The organism is Streptomyces sp. CA-142005 (assembly GCF_050942335.1).
GTDB lineage: Bacteria > Actinomycetota > Actinomycetes > Streptomycetales > Streptomycetaceae > Streptomyces.
The window spans coordinates 7,769,531-7,787,239 of the sequence record NZ_CP192078.1; the positions used below are offsets into that span (position 1 = coordinate 7,769,531).

The 17,709-nt window shown below is 70.4% G+C and carries 19 protein-coding genes and 1 pseudogene; 4 read left to right on the top strand and 16 right to left on the bottom strand.

The features are described 5' to 3' along the window. Positions 1 to 2: 2 nt before the first annotated feature. The 10 genes from ACQPXS_RS36130 to ACQPXS_RS36175 form a co-directional block, all read right to left on the bottom strand. Positions 3 to 527 (bottom strand): hypothetical protein, encoded by a 525-nt coding sequence (locus tag ACQPXS_RS36130; protein ID WP_433453702.1) that lies wholly within the window; start codon positions 525 to 527, stop codon positions 3 to 5. A 72-nt stretch (positions 528 to 599) separates the two neighbouring features. Continuing rightward, positions 600 to 1,418 carry a DUF317 domain-containing protein gene (locus ACQPXS_RS36135; protein WP_433453703.1) on the bottom strand — a complete coding sequence of 273 codons (819 nt, stop codon included), beginning with the start codon at positions 1,416 to 1,418 and terminating at the stop codon, positions 600 to 602. Further along, positions 1,409 to 1,765 carry a hypothetical protein gene (locus ACQPXS_RS36140; protein ID WP_433453704.1) on the bottom strand — a complete coding sequence of 119 codons (357 nt, stop codon included), beginning with the start codon at positions 1,763 to 1,765 and terminating at the stop codon, positions 1,409 to 1,411. Before ACQPXS_RS36140 ends, ACQPXS_RS36135 begins: the two co-directional genes overlap by 10 nt. A gap of 29 nt (positions 1,766 to 1,794) precedes the next feature. Further along, positions 1,795 to 2,598, bottom strand: a complete 804-nt coding sequence (locus tag ACQPXS_RS36145; protein WP_433453705.1) for a DUF317 domain-containing protein — start codon at positions 2,596 to 2,598, stop codon at positions 1,795 to 1,797. Then, positions 2,595 to 2,978: a hypothetical protein gene (locus tag ACQPXS_RS36150; protein ID WP_433453706.1), complete on the bottom strand. Its 384-nt coding sequence runs from the start codon at positions 2,976 to 2,978 to the stop codon at positions 2,595 to 2,597. The genes ACQPXS_RS36145 and ACQPXS_RS36150 overlap by 4 nt, the downstream gene beginning before the upstream one ends. 474 nt (positions 2,979 to 3,452) lie before the next feature. Beyond that, on the bottom strand, positions 3,453 to 4,211 hold the full coding sequence (locus ACQPXS_RS36155; protein WP_433456103.1) for a hypothetical protein: 759 nt from the start codon (positions 4,209 to 4,211) through the stop codon (positions 3,453 to 3,455). Positions 4,212 to 4,953: 742 nt separating this feature from the next. Continuing rightward, on the bottom strand, positions 4,954 to 5,802 hold the full coding sequence (locus ACQPXS_RS36160; protein ID WP_433453707.1) for a relaxase/mobilization nuclease: 849 nt from the start codon (positions 5,800 to 5,802) through the stop codon (positions 4,954 to 4,956). After that, positions 5,799 to 6,032 carry a hypothetical protein gene (locus ACQPXS_RS36165; protein ID WP_433453708.1) on the bottom strand — a complete coding sequence of 78 codons (234 nt, stop codon included), beginning with the start codon at positions 6,030 to 6,032 and terminating at the stop codon, positions 5,799 to 5,801. Before ACQPXS_RS36165 ends, ACQPXS_RS36160 begins: the two co-directional genes overlap by 4 nt. Beyond that, positions 6,029 to 6,451, bottom strand: coding sequence for a hypothetical protein (locus ACQPXS_RS36170; protein WP_433453709.1), 423 nt, complete (start codon positions 6,449 to 6,451; stop codon positions 6,029 to 6,031). The genes ACQPXS_RS36165 and ACQPXS_RS36170 overlap by 4 nt, the downstream gene beginning before the upstream one ends. 297 nt (positions 6,452 to 6,748) lie before the next feature. Then, the gene (locus tag ACQPXS_RS36175; RefSeq protein WP_433456105.1) at positions 6,749 to 7,333 is read right to left on the bottom strand and encodes a group II intron maturase-specific domain-containing protein; all 585 of its coding nucleotides are present in this window, start codon (positions 7,331 to 7,333) and stop codon (positions 6,749 to 6,751) included. A gap of 172 nt (positions 7,334 to 7,505) precedes the next feature. Between ACQPXS_RS36175 and ACQPXS_RS36180 the strand changes: the two genes are divergently transcribed. The 3 genes from ACQPXS_RS36180 to ACQPXS_RS36190 are packed head-to-tail and all read left to right on the top strand — an operon-like array spanning position 7,506 to position 10,650. After that, on the top strand, positions 7,506 to 8,738 hold the full coding sequence (locus ACQPXS_RS36180) for a site-specific integrase (RefSeq protein ID WP_433453710.1): 1,233 nt from the start codon (positions 7,506 to 7,508) through the stop codon (positions 8,736 to 8,738). Beyond that, complete coding sequence (locus tag ACQPXS_RS36185; protein ID WP_433453711.1) at positions 8,735 to 9,664, top strand: tyrosine-type recombinase/integrase; 930 nt, start codon at positions 8,735 to 8,737, stop codon at positions 9,662 to 9,664. The genes ACQPXS_RS36180 and ACQPXS_RS36185 overlap by 4 nt, the downstream gene beginning before the upstream one ends. Continuing rightward, positions 9,661 to 10,650, top strand: a complete 990-nt coding sequence (locus ACQPXS_RS36190) for a tyrosine-type recombinase/integrase (protein WP_433453712.1) — start codon at positions 9,661 to 9,663, stop codon at positions 10,648 to 10,650. Before ACQPXS_RS36185 ends, ACQPXS_RS36190 begins: the two co-directional genes overlap by 4 nt. Positions 10,651 to 10,665: 15 nt before the next feature. Here ACQPXS_RS36190 and ACQPXS_RS36195 read toward each other — a convergent pair whose 3' ends face one another. Beyond that, entirely contained in the window at positions 10,666 to 11,625 is a 960-nt protein-coding gene (locus ACQPXS_RS36195) for a reverse transcriptase domain-containing protein (RefSeq protein WP_433453713.1), read from the bottom strand. A 56-nt stretch (positions 11,626 to 11,681) separates the two neighbouring features. Between ACQPXS_RS36195 and ACQPXS_RS36200 the strand changes: the two genes are divergently transcribed. Beyond that, on the top strand, positions 11,682 to 11,993 hold the full coding sequence (locus ACQPXS_RS36200) for a hypothetical protein (protein WP_433453714.1): 312 nt from the start codon (positions 11,682 to 11,684) through the stop codon (positions 11,991 to 11,993). 146 nt (positions 11,994 to 12,139) lie between these two features. On the opposite strand, the gene ACQPXS_RS36205 is transcribed toward ACQPXS_RS36200, so the two are convergent. The 5 genes and pseudogenes from ACQPXS_RS36205 to ACQPXS_RS36225 all read right to left on the bottom strand — a co-directional run bounded on the left by ACQPXS_RS36205 (position 12,140) and on the right by ACQPXS_RS36225 (position 17,581). Continuing rightward, positions 12,140 to 12,646 carry a hypothetical protein gene (locus tag ACQPXS_RS36205; RefSeq protein WP_433453715.1) on the bottom strand — a complete coding sequence of 169 codons (507 nt, stop codon included), beginning with the start codon at positions 12,644 to 12,646 and terminating at the stop codon, positions 12,140 to 12,142. 901 nt (positions 12,647 to 13,547) lie between these two features. Beyond that, positions 13,548 to 14,725: pseudogene (locus ACQPXS_RS36210) on the bottom strand (hypothetical protein). Continuing rightward, positions 14,722 to 15,177, bottom strand: a complete 456-nt coding sequence (locus ACQPXS_RS36215; RefSeq protein WP_433456107.1) for a hypothetical protein — start codon at positions 15,175 to 15,177, stop codon at positions 14,722 to 14,724. The pseudogene ACQPXS_RS36210 and the gene ACQPXS_RS36215 overlap by 4 nt, the downstream one beginning before the upstream one ends. A 1,093-nt stretch (positions 15,178 to 16,270) precedes the next feature. Continuing rightward, a complete protein-coding gene (locus tag ACQPXS_RS36220; RefSeq protein ID WP_433453716.1) occupies positions 16,271 to 17,014 on the bottom strand; it encodes a glycosyltransferase in 744 nt (247 codons plus the stop codon). 51 nt (positions 17,015 to 17,065) lie between these two features. Then, a complete protein-coding gene (locus ACQPXS_RS36225; RefSeq protein ID WP_433453717.1) occupies positions 17,066 to 17,581 on the bottom strand; it encodes a hypothetical protein in 516 nt (171 codons plus the stop codon). Between the last annotated feature and the right edge of the window lie 128 nt (positions 17,582 to 17,709).

Here is a 17,709-nt window from a genome sequence, read left to right on the forward strand (position 1 = left end):
GCTCACTTCCGTGCCGCAGATCGCCGGTCGGGTGCGGTGGCCGGGGCCGGTGTCGGTGTGGGGGCCAGGGGTGAAGGGGCTTTGCGGGCGGCCGTGTTGATCTCGCGGAGCGCTTTGCCGTGGGTGGCCCAGTCATCGAGATAGCTCCACGATTCGGCGTGATGTTCGGCGAGGGCGTCGTCGAAGTCGGCGGTGCCGGGCTTGGCGGTGGCGGGGAGGGCGTCGCGGGTGACCAGCCATTGCTCGTGCAGTTCGTCGAGCCGGTCGAGGGCGTCGCGCAGGACGCCCAGCTGGTAGACCCAGCGGCTCTGCACGGCGTTCTCAGGCAGCTGGGCCAGTTGTGTTTCGGCCGTGGTGAGCAGGTGACGGGCGCCGTATCGGAGCGGTTCGAACGCCTCGGCGGTGTCGGCGTCGCGCTGGCTCGCGCGCCTTCCGTAGGCGTGGTCGTCGTAGGGCCATCCGTCGAGGTCGGTGTGCTCGTCGGAGTAGGCGTCCCAGGCGTCGAGGATCTTCTTGCTGTCGCTCACGTAGGCGTCGAGGTGGCGGAGGAAGGCGCGGTGTGCGCGGTGATCGGCGGAGATGGAAAAGGTCCTGTCGGTTCAGCGGCGGGCGGCCGGCTGGGTGGTGTGGGTGTGCGCCGGGTTCGGTGCGGGTTTCGTCTGCTGCCTGCGGGCGGAGCGTGCCCGGGCGCGGAGCGATTCGATGCGGGCGGTGTGGGCGTCGACCACCTGCTGCGGGCGCGGGCTGGGCTCCTGCCCGGCGCTGTAGTGGCCGGTGCGGTCGTACATGCCGCGCTGGAGGGGGCTGCGGTCGGCCAGCGCGGTGAAAAACGATCCGACGAGGTGGGCAGGGACGTCCTCGTCGAAGTACGCGTGCCAGATACGCGGGCCGGGGAACTGCCCGTCGCCGGGCTCGCAGGTCTCAACGTGCCAGGACGACCGGCCACTGAATTCGCTCAACGGGCGCAGTTCGATGCGGCACATGGAGTCCGGCGAGCGCGCGGTGCCGTCCGAGTCGCGGTGCCAGCCCGCCGAGGTCACCGGCTGCCACGGGTCTGGCTGTTGTGGCGGCGGGGCGATGAGGGCGTCGGTGAAGCCGGCGAGGACCTCGGCAGGCACGAATTCACCGAATTCGGCGTACCAGCCGGGCTCGGTGTCGGTGGGCTCGGCCCGCAGCCGCCACCACGCGGAGGTGGCGGACTGCGGGTCGAACTGGAGGTGGTGGCGAAGGTCGGGACTGCGCATGACGATCTCGGCACTCAAAGGGTCGGAGACGGCGCTCCATCCGGCGGCGGCCAGGCCGTGGGTGACGTGGCGGGCATCCCCGGGGCCGGCGAGGGGGCGGGGGCTGGTGTCGAAGGGGATCCGCCAGGCGTGCTTGTTGGCGAAGGCGGCGAGCTGCCGTTCGCTCAGCGGCACCGACCGCACCCCGGCTCACTCGAGGCGGCGCTGACGATCACCTTGCGCAGCTCGTCCAGGACGTAGTGGAGCATGTACTGGTCGGTCTGCACCCACGCTGCGGCACGCAGCTCGGTGACCAGATCGCTGATCTTCTCGGTGCGCGGGGTGTTCGGGTGGCTCTGTACGGCGCGGGCGAGGGCGCGCAGTGTGTCGCCGAGCTGGATGGGCAGGCCGGTGTATTCGTCGAGGAGGGGTTCGACGAGGGCGAGCGCCTCCTGGGGGTCGGGGTTCTCGCGCAGGTATTCGGTGAGACGGCAGAGGGTGTCGGTCGCGGCGCGGATGGTGTCCGGGGTGAGTGCGGGCATGGGACTCCTCGGGGTGGTGGGTGTCGTGGTCAGCGGCGGGTTCGTGCGCCGCCGGCGGCGGCGTGGGCGCGGGCGGTGGTGCGCGGTCTGGTGCTTCGGGCGCTGTTGCGGGCCCAGGTGGCGGCTCGGGCGGCCGTGATGCGGGCCTGCTGCCAGGCGCTGAGTTGGGAGGGCTTGACGGAGACCGACCATGTGCGGATCTGCGCGCTGTGCGGTACGCGTCCGCGCGGGCGCATCACGGGGTCGGGGCTGGCGAGTTCGGTGGAGAAGGCTTGCACGAGGTGCATCGGCGTGTTCGGGGTGAAGTTGGCCGTCCAGCCGTTGCCCTGTTTGTCCTGCGCTCCGCTCCACCACATCGCTGCCCCGTCGGGGCTTTGGCGGTACTGCATCCAAGCGGTGCCGTCGGGGCTGGTCGCGGTGTAGTGCTCGCCCTCGAAGCGCGTGTGCCAGTTCTGTTCCTGCAGCGGGGCCCAGACGTTGGGGGCGTGCGCGGAGCGGGGGCGGGTGAGGGCGTCGGTCAGGCCGGCGACTATCTCCACCGGGGTCTGCCGGCCCAGGTGAGCCGACCACTCGCCGTTCGCCCCGTCTGCCCGGCCGTGGATGGTCCAGCCGCCGGGAAGGACGTAGGGGTCGTAGGCGACGCGGACGGTGCGGTCCGGGCTCTCCATGTGCAGGGGGCCGCCGGTCTTGGACTTGTCCCGCCAGCCCGAGGCGCGCAGGAACTCCGAGACGTGCCGGACGTCGCCGCCGCCGGCCAGGGCACGGGGCTGGACGAGGTAGTGCTGCTCGGCCTGCTCGCCGGGCCCCCAGCCCTGCCACTGCTTCTTCTTCACCGGCGCCGCCGGACGACGAGCGGTGCGGGTACTGGGGGCTTCGCCGCGGTGGTGGCGGGCTGGGTGCTGACGTGCTGCAGGGTGTCCTTGTGTTCGTCCAGGTCGAGGGTGATGTCGTGCAGTTCGTTTGAGGCACGGCCCAGAGCGAGCCACACCTCTGCGGGGAGCGCGCCTCGCTCTGCCTGGTCCTTGGCGAACATGCTTCCGGTGGCGACGAGGTGGGTGACGCCGCCGAGGACTCCGCTGTCCGGGTCGAGTACGCGGGCGATGACTTGCGCGGCCTGGGGCGGAGGAAGCTGGGAGAGGTGGTCGGCGAGCTGGCCGAGCTGGCGGGTGATCTCGTCGGCGAGTCTCAACGGGTAGGGGGCGGGGTGGGGCATGCTCCTCCGGGGCGGTGGACGGTCAGTGGTGGTGGCGCTGCCCGACGCGCTGTGCCTCGGTGAGGGCGGCCTCCGGGCGGGCGCCGGCCAGCGGGGAGGTGTGGTCGGGGCCGCTCGGTATGCAGGCGCGTAGATAGCGGCGGAAGAGGGCTGTGGCGAGCCGGGGCTTGAGCCGGTTGCTGATCGGTGGGGGTGTGCGGGGTGCTACGGGTTTCTCCGGGAGTCGGGCTGTGTGCTGGGCGGCCCCGGCGAGCTGCCGGGGCCGCCCGGGCGTCTTACGGGGTACGGCGGGCCGGATCGGAGTGCGACGGGGAGCCGTCCGGTGCCGGTTGCTGCGCGGCGGGACGGGCCGCTGGGGTGCGGAGGCCGTGCATGGCCTGCCGGTAGGTGGCTTCGTCGAAGACGTCGAGCGTGCTGTTGACGTCGTGACCGGTCAGGAGCAGGCGGGGATGCCGAGGTCGGCCTCCGCCTGGTTCATCGAGTCCTGGCGGTTGGCGTACGGGTGCCGGCCGGGGCCGACGGCATGTATGCCGGGGCGGAGGCGGGCGCGGTCCGTCCGGCGGGGTGCTGGAGGGCGGTGCCGATGCCGAGTGCGTCGAGCTGCGGGCCGATCGCGCGCAGGGCGCGGGCCTGGGCGTGGGTGTCGTCGCCCTCCAGGCGGTAGATGCCGCTGTGTGGGTCCTGGACGAAGCCGTGGGCGATGAGGATCGTGCCAGCCCGGTCGTCGGCGGGGGCGGTGGCGACGCTGCCGTCCGGCTGCCAGGTCAGGACGATCCGGTCCGGCTGGGAGGGCTGGATGCCGCCGAGGGCGTTGTGCCGGACCTGTGCGAGCGCACGGTCGTAGCGGGCGAGCAGATCGCCGGCGACCTGCTCGGCGCTCAGGAAGGGGTCATCCGCCAGGGCGATGCCGTTGGGCTCGGGGACAGCGCGGTACGCCTCGTCGGGCAGAGCGCGCGGGGCGACGGCGGCGAGAAGGAAACCGTCGCGTCCGTCGTGCCGGTCCAGGAGGGCGAGCTGGGCGCCGTCGGGGCGGCTGAGGACGGCTGCCTGCGTCAGCGGGTGCTCGGCGAGGGAGGCGGCGACCAGGTCCAGGTCCCAGATCCGGTCGGCGAGTTCGGCGAGGTCATCCTTGGCCCCGGCTGGCAGGTGGGTGCTGGTCCAGGTGTCGGGGAGTTCACCGGCGAGGACGTCGGCGTACGAGGCGAGGCGCTCGGAGGTGTCGTGGTCGTGCATGGTGTCCTTGGGCAGTTGCGGGGGCTCAGCGGCGAAGGCGGGCGGCACCGACGGGTGGCGGTGCAGGGGCCAGCAGTGCGCGCGGCGGGGGTGGGCAGGCGCACACGGCGGAGCGTTCGGGCTCGTGGTCGGGAACCTGCTCGGCGCAGGCGCGGCGGCCGGGGTGAGGGGCGTGCCGGTCGGCCAGCCGTTCGCGGGTGTGCGCGAGGTCGGAGTGGATGACGCGGACGTATTCGTCGGCGAGGTAGCGCAGGCGCCGGCGGTGTGCGGATCGCTAGCGTCGCCGAGTCCGTCGAAGAAGTCCGCCAGGGCGCCGAGGGTCTCTTCCAACCCGGCGAGGATGCCGTCGTAGGGCGCGGTGAGTTCGGTGAGGATGCCGGCTGCCTCGGCGGTGTCGGTGGCTTCGCGCAGACGCTCGGCGAGGTGGGAGACCGAAGCACCGAGCGCGGGATAGCGGGCCGGCCGGGCCTCGGTGTCGAAAGCTGCGTCGCAGTCGACGTGGTAGCCGGCAGCTCGCAAGCGCCCTACGGCATCGGTGGCGAGACGGGACTCGTCGCCCTGGGTGAGGCCGGCGGGTGCGCGGTGGTAGGTCTCGTGGAGGCGGACGACGGCGATGAAACCCGTGCGCTGGAGAATGCTGTGCGCCTCCAAGTCGCCGCCGCGCGCGAGGAGTTCGTCGGAGTGCGGGTCACGGCGGATGTCCAGGAAGCGGTCGGTGGTGCGGGGCAAGGAGACGTTTCTCCTACAAAGTCCGGTGGGCGGTGTGCCGGGCCACGGGCGGTGCGGCGGTGATCCGGGGCTGGAGCAGGTGGGCCGCAGTGGTGTCCAGGTCCTGCTGGATGGCGTGGAGGCGGCGGGCGATCAGCTCCAGGTGGTGCGCCGTGCCGGTGCCGGCGGCTCCTGGTAGGCGGGCGATGCGGTGAGCAGTGTGCTCGACCAGTCCGCGGACCGCTGCCAGCGGGCCGGCCTGCTCGTCGGCGAGCTGCGCAAGGACGCTCGCGAGCTGGGCTGATGCCGTGGGTGCCGTGCGGACAGCGGGCCGCACTGTGGGAGCGGTGCGCGCGGGGTTCAGGTTCAGGTCCTGTTCGATGCGGCGCGCCTCGTCCGCAAGGCGCCGCAGGATGTCTGCGGGCGGGGTGCGCCACGTGCCGTCGAGGTGGATCAGGTTGGCGATCAGGTCCAGGCGTCCGGGCTGTGCTTGGACGGCGATCCACCGCCAGCCGTGCTCCGCGGCGCCGGGTATCTCGATACCGGCGGCTCGCGCGAACCGGTGAGCGGTTTCGGCCCACTCGGGACCGGTCAGCTCCCGGTCGTCGGGGTGGAGGCGGATGTCGAGATGGAGGATCGCCCGCCGGTCGTCGTCCGCACTGGCAGCGAACGGATGCTCCAGGTAGGGATCTTCGAGGTGCTCGGCCCACTGAACGGATGTCCAGGTTCTCTGCTCGTCGTTGGGGGTGTAGTAGTCCAGGCCCGGCCAGTGGGCGACGATGGTGTACTCCGTCAGGCCCTCGTTCGCAGAGAGGGACCGCCCGAGTGCCTCGGCGAGCGGGTCGCGCGGCGAGTGTGTCCGCGCGTGCAGGCGGGGAATCACGACGGCACCCCGCCCGATGTGCGGGTGGGCGGCCGGTGCTGATGAAGGTCGCGGGCTGCGTGGAGCAGGGAGCGCTCGCGGACCAGGTCGGCGTGCACCGAGGTGTCCCCCGGCGGGAGACAGTCGATCGCCCGGTCGATGGCGCCCAGCCCTTCGTCGTACCGGCCCAGCCGGCGCAGGGCACCCGCCACACGGAATGCACAGCCGCGGCGGTGCGTATAGAAGATCATCGGCCGGCCCGGATGTCCGCGATGTGTACGAGCTGGCCCAGGGCGGTGGTGGTGTACCAGCCGCAGTCGATCAGCTCGTCGCGGTCGGCGAACCGCGCAAGGAGGGCATCCTCCATGGCCCGTAGGTAGATCAGGCAGTCCGGGCAGCGGCGCGAGAGGTGCACGAGGTAGCGGGGGTGGGCGGTGACGTAGGACTGGGCGCCGCCGGTCGCATCACGCAGCCGCCAGCCGTCCTCGTCGGTCGGGGTGTGCCAGGACGGGGCCACGACGCGCATCGCATCGCCCCACAGTTCTCCGCCGGCCATCCCCTTCAGGACGACGACGGTGTCACCGGCCTGGAAGTGGGCGTGGGTGATGTCCCGATTGGGGGTGAGCGGGTCGGGCGTCGGTGCGAACGCCGAGGTGGGGGGCTGGGACATGAGTTCCTTCCACGCGAGTGCTGGCGGGGTGGGAGCATCAATAGTCCGGAGGAACGCCGGTTTGGCTAACCGGCGTTTCCCGGCTATGTTGCCCCGCCGTCAGCGGAACGGATTCTCCGTCCCGCGGTCCGCTTCACTGGCCGCGTCGAGGAGTTCGAGCAGGTCAGTGCCCTCGGCGTCGCGGTGAGGTCGGCCTGGGGCGCGGTACTGGCCTTTCGGCCAGCCCGTTTCCCCAGGCCGCCTCCCGAACCGGACGTGCCCGTTACCGAGCATCCGGCTCTCCACTGTTTCGTGGCGTCAGGCGAGTTGACGCGCCGCGTACTCGGCCCACGGGGTGGGGATTCTCTCGCCGCGGAACCGGTAGCGAGTGACTTCCCTGGATGCGGCCAGGTAGAGCCGCACGTTCTCCGTGGGGTCTGCCCACAGCCATCGGTCGACTTGATACCGACGGCGCAGTTGCTTCCTGTTGGCGCGGCGGTGCTTCTTCCGTAGCCACCTTCCGACCAGCCACCACACGTAGTGGCTGAGGTAGTGGAAGGTGTGCGACGAGACGCCGTGCTGGAAGTACGCAGTCCATCCCCGCAGTACCTGATTGATCCGGCGCAGCAGGGTGCCGAGCGTGACGTTCGTGGTCTGCTTCGCGATCGCCTTCACCTTGTGCTTGACCGACGTCAGCGCCTTGTCAGACGGCCAGGTGTAGACGTACCGCTTGCCGCTTCCCTTCTGCCGCTGCCGCTGGATGCGGAAGCCCAGGAAGGTGAAGCCCTCATCGAGATGGACGACGCTCGTCTTCTCCTCCGACAGGCGTAGACCCATCGGGCAGAGCACTTCTGCGACCTTCTCCCGGATCGCTTCAGCGTGCGCTTTCGTCCCGGCGACCATCACCACGAAGTCGTCGGCTTATGCCGTGCACCGGGTTATGCCGACTGCGACGGCGACAGCATGACGGACCTGGGGGCTGGTTCCGAAAGCTTCAGCATAACCAGCGGCCTCCGCCCGAGGTGGCCCATATCCCTGTCTGTACAGGCGAGTTGCCTGCAGACAGGAGAAGATCATGGATGCGATCGGAGGGCGGCGCCGAGGCCCGGTGCCGTTGGTGGTGACGGGGCCGTTGGCGCCGTACGAGTCGCTGGTGTGTGCGGAGTTGGCGTCCCGTGGGTACGCGGCGTCGTCGGTGAAGGACGCCGTACGCATGATGCGGCGTTTGAGCCTGTGGATGTGTCGGCGTGAGCTCGTCGCGGCCGCGCTGACACCGGCCAGGGTGGAAGAGTTCCTGGCCTTCCGGCGCGCGGTGTGCTCGTCGGAACAGGTGGCTCGGCGGTCTCTGGGAGCGGTGATCAAGGTGCTGCGGCATGCCGGTGTGGTTCCGGTTCCGGCTGAGGTCGGTGGCGACGCGGTGCAGGAAATACTGGCGGACTACGCCTCCTACCTGCGCGGCGAGCGAGGCTTGGCGACCGAGTCGGTCCGCTGCTACTGCGTGCAGGCCCGCAAGTTCCTTGCTGCGCTGCAGACTCCGCTGGACGAATCGCTGGCTCGGCTGGATGCCGCGCAGGTGACCATGTTCATGGTGCGCCACACCGCGGACGCTGACAGCGTGTGGTCGGCGAAGGCCCTGGTGACCGCGGTCCGTTCGCTGCTGCGTTACCTGCACGTGGACGGCCGGATCCCGGTGGCGCTGACCGGGTCGGTGCCCGCGGTCGCGGGCTGGCGGCTCGATTCCCTGCCCCGCGGACTGGAAACGCGGCAGGTGTCCGCGCTGCTGACCGCATCGGATCCGGACTCCTCGGCGGGACGCCGGGACAGGGCCGTGCTGACGGTGCTCGCCCGTCTCGGACTGCGCGGCGCGGAAGCCGCCGCGCTCCAGCTGAGCGACATCGACTGGCACGCCGGAGAGATCGCCGTGCGCGGCAAGGGCTCCCGCGTCGAGCGGCTGCCGCTGACTGCCGAGGTCGGCGAGGCACTCTCGGACTACCTGATGACCGGCCGTCCCCGGTGTTCGGCCACGGCCGTGTTCCTCACCGCCAGGGCTCCCTATCAGGCGCTGACCGGACACTGCATCCGAGCGATCATGGGGCGGGCCTGCGAGAAGGCCGGACTGCCACGGCTCGGAGCCCACCGGCTCCGCCACACGCTGGCCACCACCATCCTGCGGGCCGGAGCGCCGCTGTCCGAGGTCGGCCAAGTACTCCGTCACCGCAGCCAGTTGAGCACCACCATCTACGCGAAAGTCGACCACGAAGCCCTGCGGACCCTGGCCCAGCCGTGGCCACAAGGCGGTGCACGATGACCACGATTCGACAGCACGCCCAGGAGTACCTGGCCATGCGCCGACGGCTGGGGTTCAAGCTGACCACCTTCGGCGAGAAGCTGATGAGCTTCATCGACTACCTGGAGGACACGGGCGACACCGTCCTGACCACCCGGGCCGCGCTCGCCTGGGCAACCAATACGCCTCGCAGCACCGATGAAGTGCACTGGAGTCGGCGGCTGATGGTCGTGCGGATCTTCGCCCGACACCTCAAGACCCTGGAGCCGGCCACCGAGATCCCGCCCGATGACGCCCTGCCGCACCACTACCGGCGCATCACCCCGCACCTGTTCACCCCCGACGAGCTGAACCGCCTGCTCGCGGCGACGAGCACCCTCAATCCGGCCTTCCGGGCCCGGACCTGGCACACCTTCCTCGGCCTGCTGGCCGTGAGCGGCCTGCGCACGTCCGAAGCCTGCGGCCTGGACCGCACCGACGTCGACCTCGCTGATGGTGTTCTCACCGTGAGGGAGACGAAGTTCGGCAAGTCGAGGCAGGTCCCGGTGCATGCCACCACCGTCACGACCCTGCGGAGGTATGCCCGCGAACGCGATCTCCAGCGGCCCGCCCCGAGCACAGCGGCTTTCCTGGTCTCCACCCGCGGCACCCGCCTCGACTCCCACAACCTCCCGCGCGCCTTCGTCCAGCTGCTGGCTACGGCGGGCATCACCGCAGGCCAGAGCCGCCGCAGGCCCCGCTTGCACGACCTACGCCATACATTCGCGACCACGACCTTGCTTCAGTGGTACGCGAGTGGCGAAGACGTGCAGGCCAAGCTTCCGTTGCTGACCACCTACCTCGGTCACTCCGACCCGAAGTCCACCTACTGGTATCTCTCCGGCTCGCCGGAACTGCTGTCCCTGGCCGCGGCCCGCCTGGAGCACAGCTTCGGGGGCCGGCCATGAGCGACTTCGCGCCCCTGCTGCAGGGCTTCTTCACCGACAAACTGATGCTCCAGCTCCAGGCCAGCCCGCACACCGTCGCCGCCTACCGCGACACCTTCACCCTCCTGCTCGACTTCGCCGAGCAGCGCACCGGCCGCCGGCCGAGCCGCTTGAGCATCACCGACCTGGACGCACCGACGATCGGTGCGTTCCTCCAGCACCTCGAAACCGTTCGCGGCAACACCGCGGCGACCCGCAACGTCCGCCTCGCCGCGATCCGTTCGTTCTTCCGCTACGCGTCCCTGCGGGCCCCCGAGCACGCAGCAGTGATCCAGCGGGTGCTGGCGATCCCGCCGAAACGCTTCGACCGGGCCATCGTCAACTACCTGACCACCGCGGAGACCGATGCCCTGGTCGCTACACCGGACCGCACCACCTGGACCGGACGGCGCGATCACGCCCTGCTCCTGACCGGAGTCCACACCGGACTGCGCGTCAGCGAACTGACCCGGCTCACCCTCCAAGACGTCCATCTGGGCACCGGCCCCCACCTGCGCTGCCACGGCAAGGGACGCAAGGACCGGTGCACCCCGCTGACCAGCGACACCGCCAAAGTGCTCAAGACCTGGCTGAAGGAACGAGGCGGCGAGCAAGGCGATCCGCTGTTTCCGACCCGCCGCGGCACCCCGCTCAGCCGGGACGCCGTCGAGCACCTTGTCGCCAAGCACGCACGGGCCGCCGCAGCCACCTGCCCGTCCCTGGCCAGCAAACACGTCACCCCGCACACCCTGCGACACAGCGCCGCAATGGCACTCCTACATGCGGGAGTTGACGTCTCCGTGATCGCCCTCTGGCTCGGCCACGAATCAACTGAAACCACGCAAATTTACCTGCACGCCGACATGAGCATCAAGGAACGCGCGCTCGCGCGCACCGCTCCCTCCGGCAGCCCACCGGGACGCTACACCGCACCGGACACTCTGCTGTCGTTCCTCCAGACTCTCTGAGCAGGAGGGCACGGGTTATGCCGACCACTTCAAGCTGGGCGCGGAGCTCATTACGCCCCCGACCGTCGCAGTCGGCATAACCCGGTGCAAGGCATAAGCCGACCTATGCCGAGTTCGGCATAGGTCGGCGTACCGCACAAGGCGATACGTCGCTCCTCCGCGACGACGGTGCCGGGTCCGCGCGGTGCTGTTGCTCCCGGCCGCCTGCCACTGCTCGGCGAAGAACTCGTCGAGCACGGACAAGGCGATGTTGGCCAACAGAGGCGAGAGAATGCCGCCCTGCGGGGTGCCGGTGTCGGTGCGCCTGACCATCTGGCCCTCGGAGAGGATGCCAGCCTTCAGGAACGCCTTGACCAGCCCCAGGACGCGCTTGTCTCCGACGCGGTCTCGAACCCGGCCCATGAGGGCCGTGTGGTCGATCTCGTCGAAGCACGCCGTGATGTCCGCCTCCAGGACCCAGTGATAGAGGCTGGTTCCGTAGTGGTGGATCTCGGCGATGGCGTCCTGAGCACGCCGGTTCGGGCGGAAGCCGTAGGAGCACGGCTTGAAGTCCGCCTCGAAGATCGGCTCCAAGACCAGCTTGAGAGCCGCCTGCACCACCCGGTCCCGCACCGTCGGAATCCCCAGCCGGCGCAGTTTGCCACCGGCCTTCGGGATCATCCGCTCACGTACGGGCATCGGGCGGAACGCCCCGATTTTCAGGTCGGCCCGCAGCACGCCCAGGAACTCCTCAAGGCCGTACCGAACTTCGACACCGGTGGCGGTAAGACCGTCCACCCCTGCCGATCGGGCTCCCCTGTTGCTCCGCACCCGGCTCCATGCGATCAGCAGGAACGCCGAGTCACAGACGAGGTTGAACAGATCATCGAACCTTCGCGACGGATCATCCGTCGCCCAACGATGCAGCTTGGCCTGGATCTCCAGTACCCGGCGTTCGGCCTTCATCAAGGCCCACTCCAGCTCGTCGGTATTCACCCACGACCTCCTGGCATTCCAGCACCTGCACTGCGAAACAGCTGCCGCCCTTCGCCATGTGGACGGCTTTCCCGTCCTCGGACTACTACGGCGGCTCCGTCCCACTGCGCGACTCCCGGTCGACGACGGACCTGGCCGCTCCCGCACTGGAAGTGCGGGCAGACGGCAGGCCGCGCAGCGGTTCCCACGTTCACCACAAACCGATCGGCGGGGGTGGTGCCCAGCTCTTCCCCGGCAGCATGGTCACGCCTACGCCGCAGACCTTCGGCGTGACTCCCGACGGCAGCGATCAAAACCGTCGCCGGGCGCGCTTCGTCAACCAGATACTCAGCGCCTACTGCAATCCAGCCCATATCCACCAGATTTGAGCTGGCGGTGGAGTTACGGGGGTTCAACCACTGGTTCACTCGCGTTACACCTCTCCGCCTTGCTTGCCGTACCCGGGCCGTCTGGTAGTTCCGGCCCGTCACGGCGTTGTCAGGGCTGCTTTCCGCCCTCCCCGGCGTCTCCCGGCTCAGGCTGCCCTCAGCTTCGCCACCCACGCTGCGACGGGGCGGCGGTGGAGTCCTTCCACCTCCACTCGGTTATGTGGCGCCTCGTGGCGCACCTGGTCGATCCACCATCCGGCACGGGTGATGGCGCGGGCCTTCTCCTCCAGCTCCGCCCAGTCCGCCTCGTCCCACGTGCCCTCGACGACGAGCGCGGTGTGCGCGGCCCTCATCAGCTGGTGGCGGGAGCGCTCACCCCAGTCCAGGGCCTTGGCCGGGCCCTCCAACTGCGGCATGTCGAACTGCTGCGCCCACGCGAGGGCTGCCTGGTGCTCCTCGGTCCGCTTGGCCGCGAGCCACTCTTCCTTGGATCCGGTGTCGGCGTCGCGCGCCGCCTTCCAGCAGTCGGTGCAGTCCTTCGACGCGAGCCAGCGGGCGAAGCCGGCCCGCTTGTCGGCAGGGCGGTTGGACAGGTCATGATCCACGCGGTGGGAGCAGGCGTGCTCCACGGTCCAGTGCGTACGCACGGCCATAATTCGATCTCCTCAAAGGGGTTGCAAGGTGGGGGTTGCGCCCTGATCAGGGCGTCTTGTGCCGGCCACGGAGCAGGCACCGGCGCCAGCCGCACCGCGACTGCCCGCGGAGCCCAGACGTCGGCGCGCGGCGAGAAGGACGGTGAGAGCGAAGGCCGCGCCGGTGCCAGGGAGCGCCGGGTCGGCGAGCGGCTGCTTGGCGAGGTATCCGGCGAGGGCTGTGCGGCGGGCGGGATTCTTGGCCAGGGGCACGGCCACCAGGAGAGATGTGCCTGCAACGAGGCTTCGGGCGTGAAGACTCAGGTAGGTCAGGGTCGCTGCAGATCGGAGCTTGGGCTCCAGGAAACATTTTCACCAACTTGCCTGGATGTCAGTGGGGTTGGCTACTATGGACGTGATCGACGAGATACTTGAAAGGCATGATGCATCGGTGATGATGGCCAACCGCTATAGCGCTCCATCCGAGGAGCGATAGGCGCGCCTGGCCGGCGCTTCCCTATCGCGACGCCCGCTGGGCGGCGACGCTGTGACGTGAATCCAGCGCAGGCTGCACCCTGCCCTGATTCAGGTGACGGCGCTCCGACGGAGTATGGGAGGGCCCTACTTGTCTGCCACCACTTCTGCCTGTGACCACCGCGTGTATCACGTTGTCGTCGTTGCTCTGGTATCCGTCATCGCTGGGCTGGTTGCGGGGATCGGCTCCGCTGTTCTGGGGCAGCCTGCCCTCACCGCCGTGGCTTCTGGTGGTGCCGTCCTTGCCTTCACCTACGGCGCCGGTATGACCGCCGTGTCACACGTGAGTAAGCGTCAGCCGTAGCCGCTGCTTCGGGGCGGCTGGCATGGCCGCCCCTAGGCGGTGGGCGCTCAAGACAGCTCACGATCGTGCAGGTGGGACATGGGCTTAGCGGTGTCGGGCGGTGGTGCTGGCGCGGGGTGGCGGCGTGGGTGGTGTGGTGTCCACGGCCGGTCGTGGACGGGCGCGCAGCACGGGGGCAGGACGGCGACGGTCGCGCCGAGGTCCTCGGCCGCCTCTTCGACTTCGCGCGTGAGGAACTCGATCTGCCGGCTCAGCGCTGCCAGGCGGGCGGCGATCTGGCGGCCCTGCACGGTCTCCAGGGCACTGGCGAACTGGCCGCTGGCCTCCAGGAGTTCCTGCAGGCGGACCATCGGGCCGGCGTCATAGCCACGTTGGACGGCGCTGAGGAGAGCATTGGAGGCGTCGCCGGCACTCTGGCCTTCGACGACATCGCGGATGAGGTCCTGCAGGGACACCTCCGGGACCCGAGCCGGGCGGTTGAACCGGGAGACGTCCGCGCGCAGCACGCCGGGCGGAACCGGAGCGGGCAGCACCTTGCCCGCCTCGTACTCGTGGGCGTAGTGCCCGATCACCTGCCAGCCCGGTACGTCTGGATCGCCGCGCAGCGCAACCACCGTGTCGTCGTCGTCCTCGACCAAATAGGCGAGGGTGATCGGCTGCCCGTCGGCGGCGTACCACGACTCGGTCAGCTCCAGCTCGCCGCGCTGCTGCGCGGCCTGCGCCTTGTCGGTCCACATCTGCTGTTCCTCGTCGGTCAGCGGGGCCTTGTGGTGCTGGCCGTCGCGCTGGTCGGCGAGGTTGCCGGCGATGGGGCCGTGGTCCGCCCAGGCGGCCAGGTGCGGCCACAGGGCCGCGTGCTGTGCGCGCTCGGCCGGGGAGCCCGGGACTGCCGGCCGGTCGAGCGCCCGTTGGATCTCGGCGGCCGAGACGGCCAGGCCGTCCAGGACGGCCCGCCACCCCTCCAGGTGCCGAGCGGGTGGCAGCTCATCGAGCACGAGACGGGCGGCATCGAGGAGCGCCTCGGCGTGCGGGGCGAGATGGGTGGCGTACGCCTGCACCGCGGCCTTGTCGCGGTGGGCTCGTGCGGCTGCCGCGGCGCCCGCGTGGACGGTGCGGCCGTAGCCGTCGCGTGTCATGTCGAGCGCGGCCTCGGTCTCGCGGTCGATGACCGCCATCCGCAACCGGAAGTCGCGTGCCGCGTCGGCCAGTTCGGGAGCGGTCGGAAAGGGGCCGTCGGGGGTTGGCCTGCTCGCGGGTGTCATCGGGATCGCCCGCCGGTCGCGGCCGTCAGGTGGACGGTCGGAGCGTAGGTGGGCTTCGGCGGGATCGGCCGGGCCGCCGGGGAGGTGGTGGGTGGTGCGGAGCGCTGCGTCGTTCGGCCGGCGGCGGCCTGGGCGAGACGGCTGCGGCGCTCCTGGAGTCCGTGGGGCCGGGCGGGGCGTGGCGGGCCGGCCGAGAGGGACGGGTCGAGGCGGATGTCGGCTTGCACGGTGTAGCCGTGGCGGCGCAGGTCGTGGACGGCCTGGCGGGTGCGGCGTACTCCGTCGCGCTCGGGCTCGCTGAGCCGGTACAGGCCGGGTTCTCCAGGAACGGGCTCGAACTGCTCACGCTCCAGGTACCAGTGGGCGAGGTGCGCGGGGATGGAGGCGGTGAAGGAGGCCACGAAGCCGTGTTCCTCGTGGTCGCCGAAGGCGAAGTGGGTGCCGGGTTGCAAGGGGGCGGGGTTCTCCTCGGGGCGTGGGGCGGAAGGATTCAGGGGCTGCGGTGCGCGGGCCGGCCGGCGGTGGGGTGCGCTGATGCGGGCCTGACGCAAGAACGTTTCGCCGTCGGTGAGCCAGGTCTCGATGGCTGGCCACGCGCGTGCTCGGCGCTCCTGCTCCGGCACAAAGCCGCCGTGGACGATCTCGTCGACCAGGGCCTCGGCATCGATCACGGCGTCGGCCAAACGGGAGAGGGCCGCGACGTCGTCGGGCCACGGGCTGCTGGCGGGACGGCACCGGTCGAGCATCGCCGGAGCGTGGTCGACGACGGTCAGGAAACGGTGCCAGGCGTGGTCGAGGAACAACTCCGTCGCGGCGCCGACGGCGGCGGCGCTCAGCGGGGTGGCGTCGCTGTAGCGGCCGGAGGCGTTCATGGCCTGCCAGGTGTCGTGCTCGCAGCGGATGTCCCCGAGCACGGCGGCGATGGCCGCCGTCTGGCGGGCGTGGACGGCCTGCTCGTAGGCGGGGAGGTACTGGTCGGTGAGGGCCTGGGCAGCCCGCCCGGCAAACGGCGGCAGGACGATGCTGCGCGGGGCGTGGGGATCGCCGTAGCCGCCTTCCAGTCCCTCGGGCGAGAAGGCTCCGACCAGGTAGTCGAGTTGGCGGCCGGGGCGTTCGATGAACAGCAGCGTGGTGCCCTGTGCCACGTCGGTGAGGAGCGCGGCATAGGGGATTCGCTCGCTCTGTACGGCGCGGCCGAGTTCGCCGCTGTCCCAGATCCAGGGGACCAGGTCTTCCTGCCAGGCGGGGTGTGAGTAGATCTCGACCGAGGCGTGCCACTGGCCGGGCAGGAGGCGCGCGAGGTCGTGGGCGGCGTCGCCGATGAACCGGCGGCTGCTCGTGTGCACGCTGGTGCGGTGCCGCTTCGCGCAGGTGACCAGCTCGACCACGGTGGTCTGGGTACCGTCCGCGGGCAGGTGCCAGACGCCGTCGTCGTCCCGCTGGAAGCCGCTCTCCGCGAGGGCGGTGTGCGCCCACGGGTACTGCTCACCCGAGGAGATGGCGACGATCCCGTACTCCCGGCTGTGGGACAGAATGATCCGCGCCTCAGCCATGGACCAGGTCCTCGACGCCGCGCAGGGCGGCGCGCAGGCTGCGGCCGTACGCCCAGGCGTGCTCGCGGGCCGCCGCCTCCAACTGGTCGTATCCGACCTGGGCTGTCATCTGGCCGTTCCACTTGCGGTACCTGTACACGGGGGACGGCAGCAGGATCCCCGGCGCGAGAGCGGTGACGCCGAGGGCCGCGCAGTAGTCCTCGCCCTGGACGAGGCCGCCCATCGGCGCGGCGCGCACGAGGTCAGTGCGGGCGAGGATCGTAGTCGGCCCGATGGGGATGGTGTCCGCCGGCGACTTCCAGTACGTCCACACGTCACCGGCCTCGTGCCGCCCGGGCGGCGTGGGGCAGCGCCACAGGGTGGTCGAGCCGTCGGGGTAGTAGTCCTCGCTCCAGCCCGCGCACCAGCCGACTCCCGACGATTCCAGTGCGTTCAGCCGTAGGGCCATCGCGTCGTCGGTGAACTCGTCATCGTCGTCCGCCCAGTTGGTGTACGGGGTGCGTACGTGGCCGAGGGATAGGTTGCGTGCGCAGGCGGCGCCGACCGGCCGGGGAAGCGCCAGCGTGCGAACGCGGGAGTCTTGGGCGAGCGGGGCCGGCAGGCGGTCGGGCGAAGTACCGTCGAGCGCGATCACGGCCTCCCAGGGCACGGACTGTCGTGTAAGGCTGGCGTGCATGGCGGTCAGGTAGTCGAGCCGGTCCTCGCGCAGGCGGCTGGCGATGACGACGGTGATCAAGGGCTTGGTGTGCGGGGGCAGAGAAGGCTCCGGGAAGAAGACGAGGGGAAACTAGCGGCGGGCGGTGCGGCGCGAGGGGCCGGCCTTCGCAGGGGCTGCGGCAGGAGCGCTCCGAGGCCGCCTGCCGCGCGATGCCCGGACAGTGGGCGGGGAGTCGAGGGAGGACCAGGCCGCCGGGTGGTCGTTGAAGGCGGTGCACGGGTCGATGGACCAGCTCACGATGGGGCCGATGTCCTCGTGCCGGAGGCTGATCACCTCGATGCCCTCCTTGTGCAGGACATAGCCCCATTCCGTGTCCTGCTCGTTGGCGGTCTCGTCGGTGACGGACATGCGTACCGGCGGTGAGCCATCCGGGGTGACCAGGTGGTCGAGGGTTCGGCTGGGCCAGTGCTCGCCGCCGGTCAGCGCGGCCACGAGTGCGGGCGGGGCATCGTCGAGGAGATCGGTGCCGAGTTCGTCCCAGCCGACGGCGACGTCGTCGATGAGGTGCCTGCACATGGCCTCGATGTCGCGTCCGAACTTGTATTGGTAGGCGGCCAGGAGCAGGGGGAGGTGGTGGCTGGGCACGCCGTCGAGCTGGACGTGGATTCCGGTGTACCCCGTGCCGACGGTGGGGCGGGCGATGAAGGAGCGAGTGGACAGGGAGTTCTCCGCAGCAAGCAGGGGGCGGGAAATGCGGCCATCAGGTGGCGCGT

Coding starts and splice junctions, on each gene's coding strand:
- ACQPXS_RS36170 (WP_433453709.1), bottom strand. CDS start 6,451: ATGTCCCAGCCCCCCACCTCGGCGTTCGCACCGACGCCCGACCCGCTC.
- ACQPXS_RS36175 (WP_433456105.1), bottom strand. CDS start 7,333: ATGGTCGCCGGGACGAAAGCGCACGCTGAAGCGATCCGGGAGAAGGTC.
- ACQPXS_RS36185 (WP_433453711.1), top strand. CDS start 8,735: ATGACCACGATTCGACAGCACGCCCAGGAGTACCTGGCCATGCGCCGA.
- ACQPXS_RS36205 (WP_433453715.1), bottom strand. CDS start 12,646: ATGGCCGTGCGTACGCACTGGACCGTGGAGCACGCCTGCTCCCACCGC.
- ACQPXS_RS36200 (WP_433453714.1), top strand. CDS start 11,682: ATGTGGACGGCTTTCCCGTCCTCGGACTACTACGGCGGCTCCGTCCCA.
- ACQPXS_RS36150 (WP_433453706.1), bottom strand. CDS start 2,978: ATGCCCCACCCCGCCCCCTACCCGTTGAGACTCGCCGACGAGATCACC.
- ACQPXS_RS36190 (WP_433453712.1), top strand. CDS start 9,661: ATGAGCGACTTCGCGCCCCTGCTGCAGGGCTTCTTCACCGACAAACTG.
- ACQPXS_RS36155 (WP_433456103.1), bottom strand. CDS start 4,211: ATGCACGACCACGACACCTCCGAGCGCCTCGCCTCGTACGCCGACGTC.
- ACQPXS_RS36165 (WP_433453708.1), bottom strand. CDS start 6,032: ATGATCTTCTATACGCACCGCCGCGGCTGTGCATTCCGTGTGGCGGGT.
- ACQPXS_RS36180 (WP_433453710.1), top strand. CDS start 7,506: ATGGATGCGATCGGAGGGCGGCGCCGAGGCCCGGTGCCGTTGGTGGTG.
- ACQPXS_RS36140 (WP_433453704.1), bottom strand. CDS start 1,765: ATGCCCGCACTCACCCCGGACACCATCCGCGCCGCGACCGACACCCTC.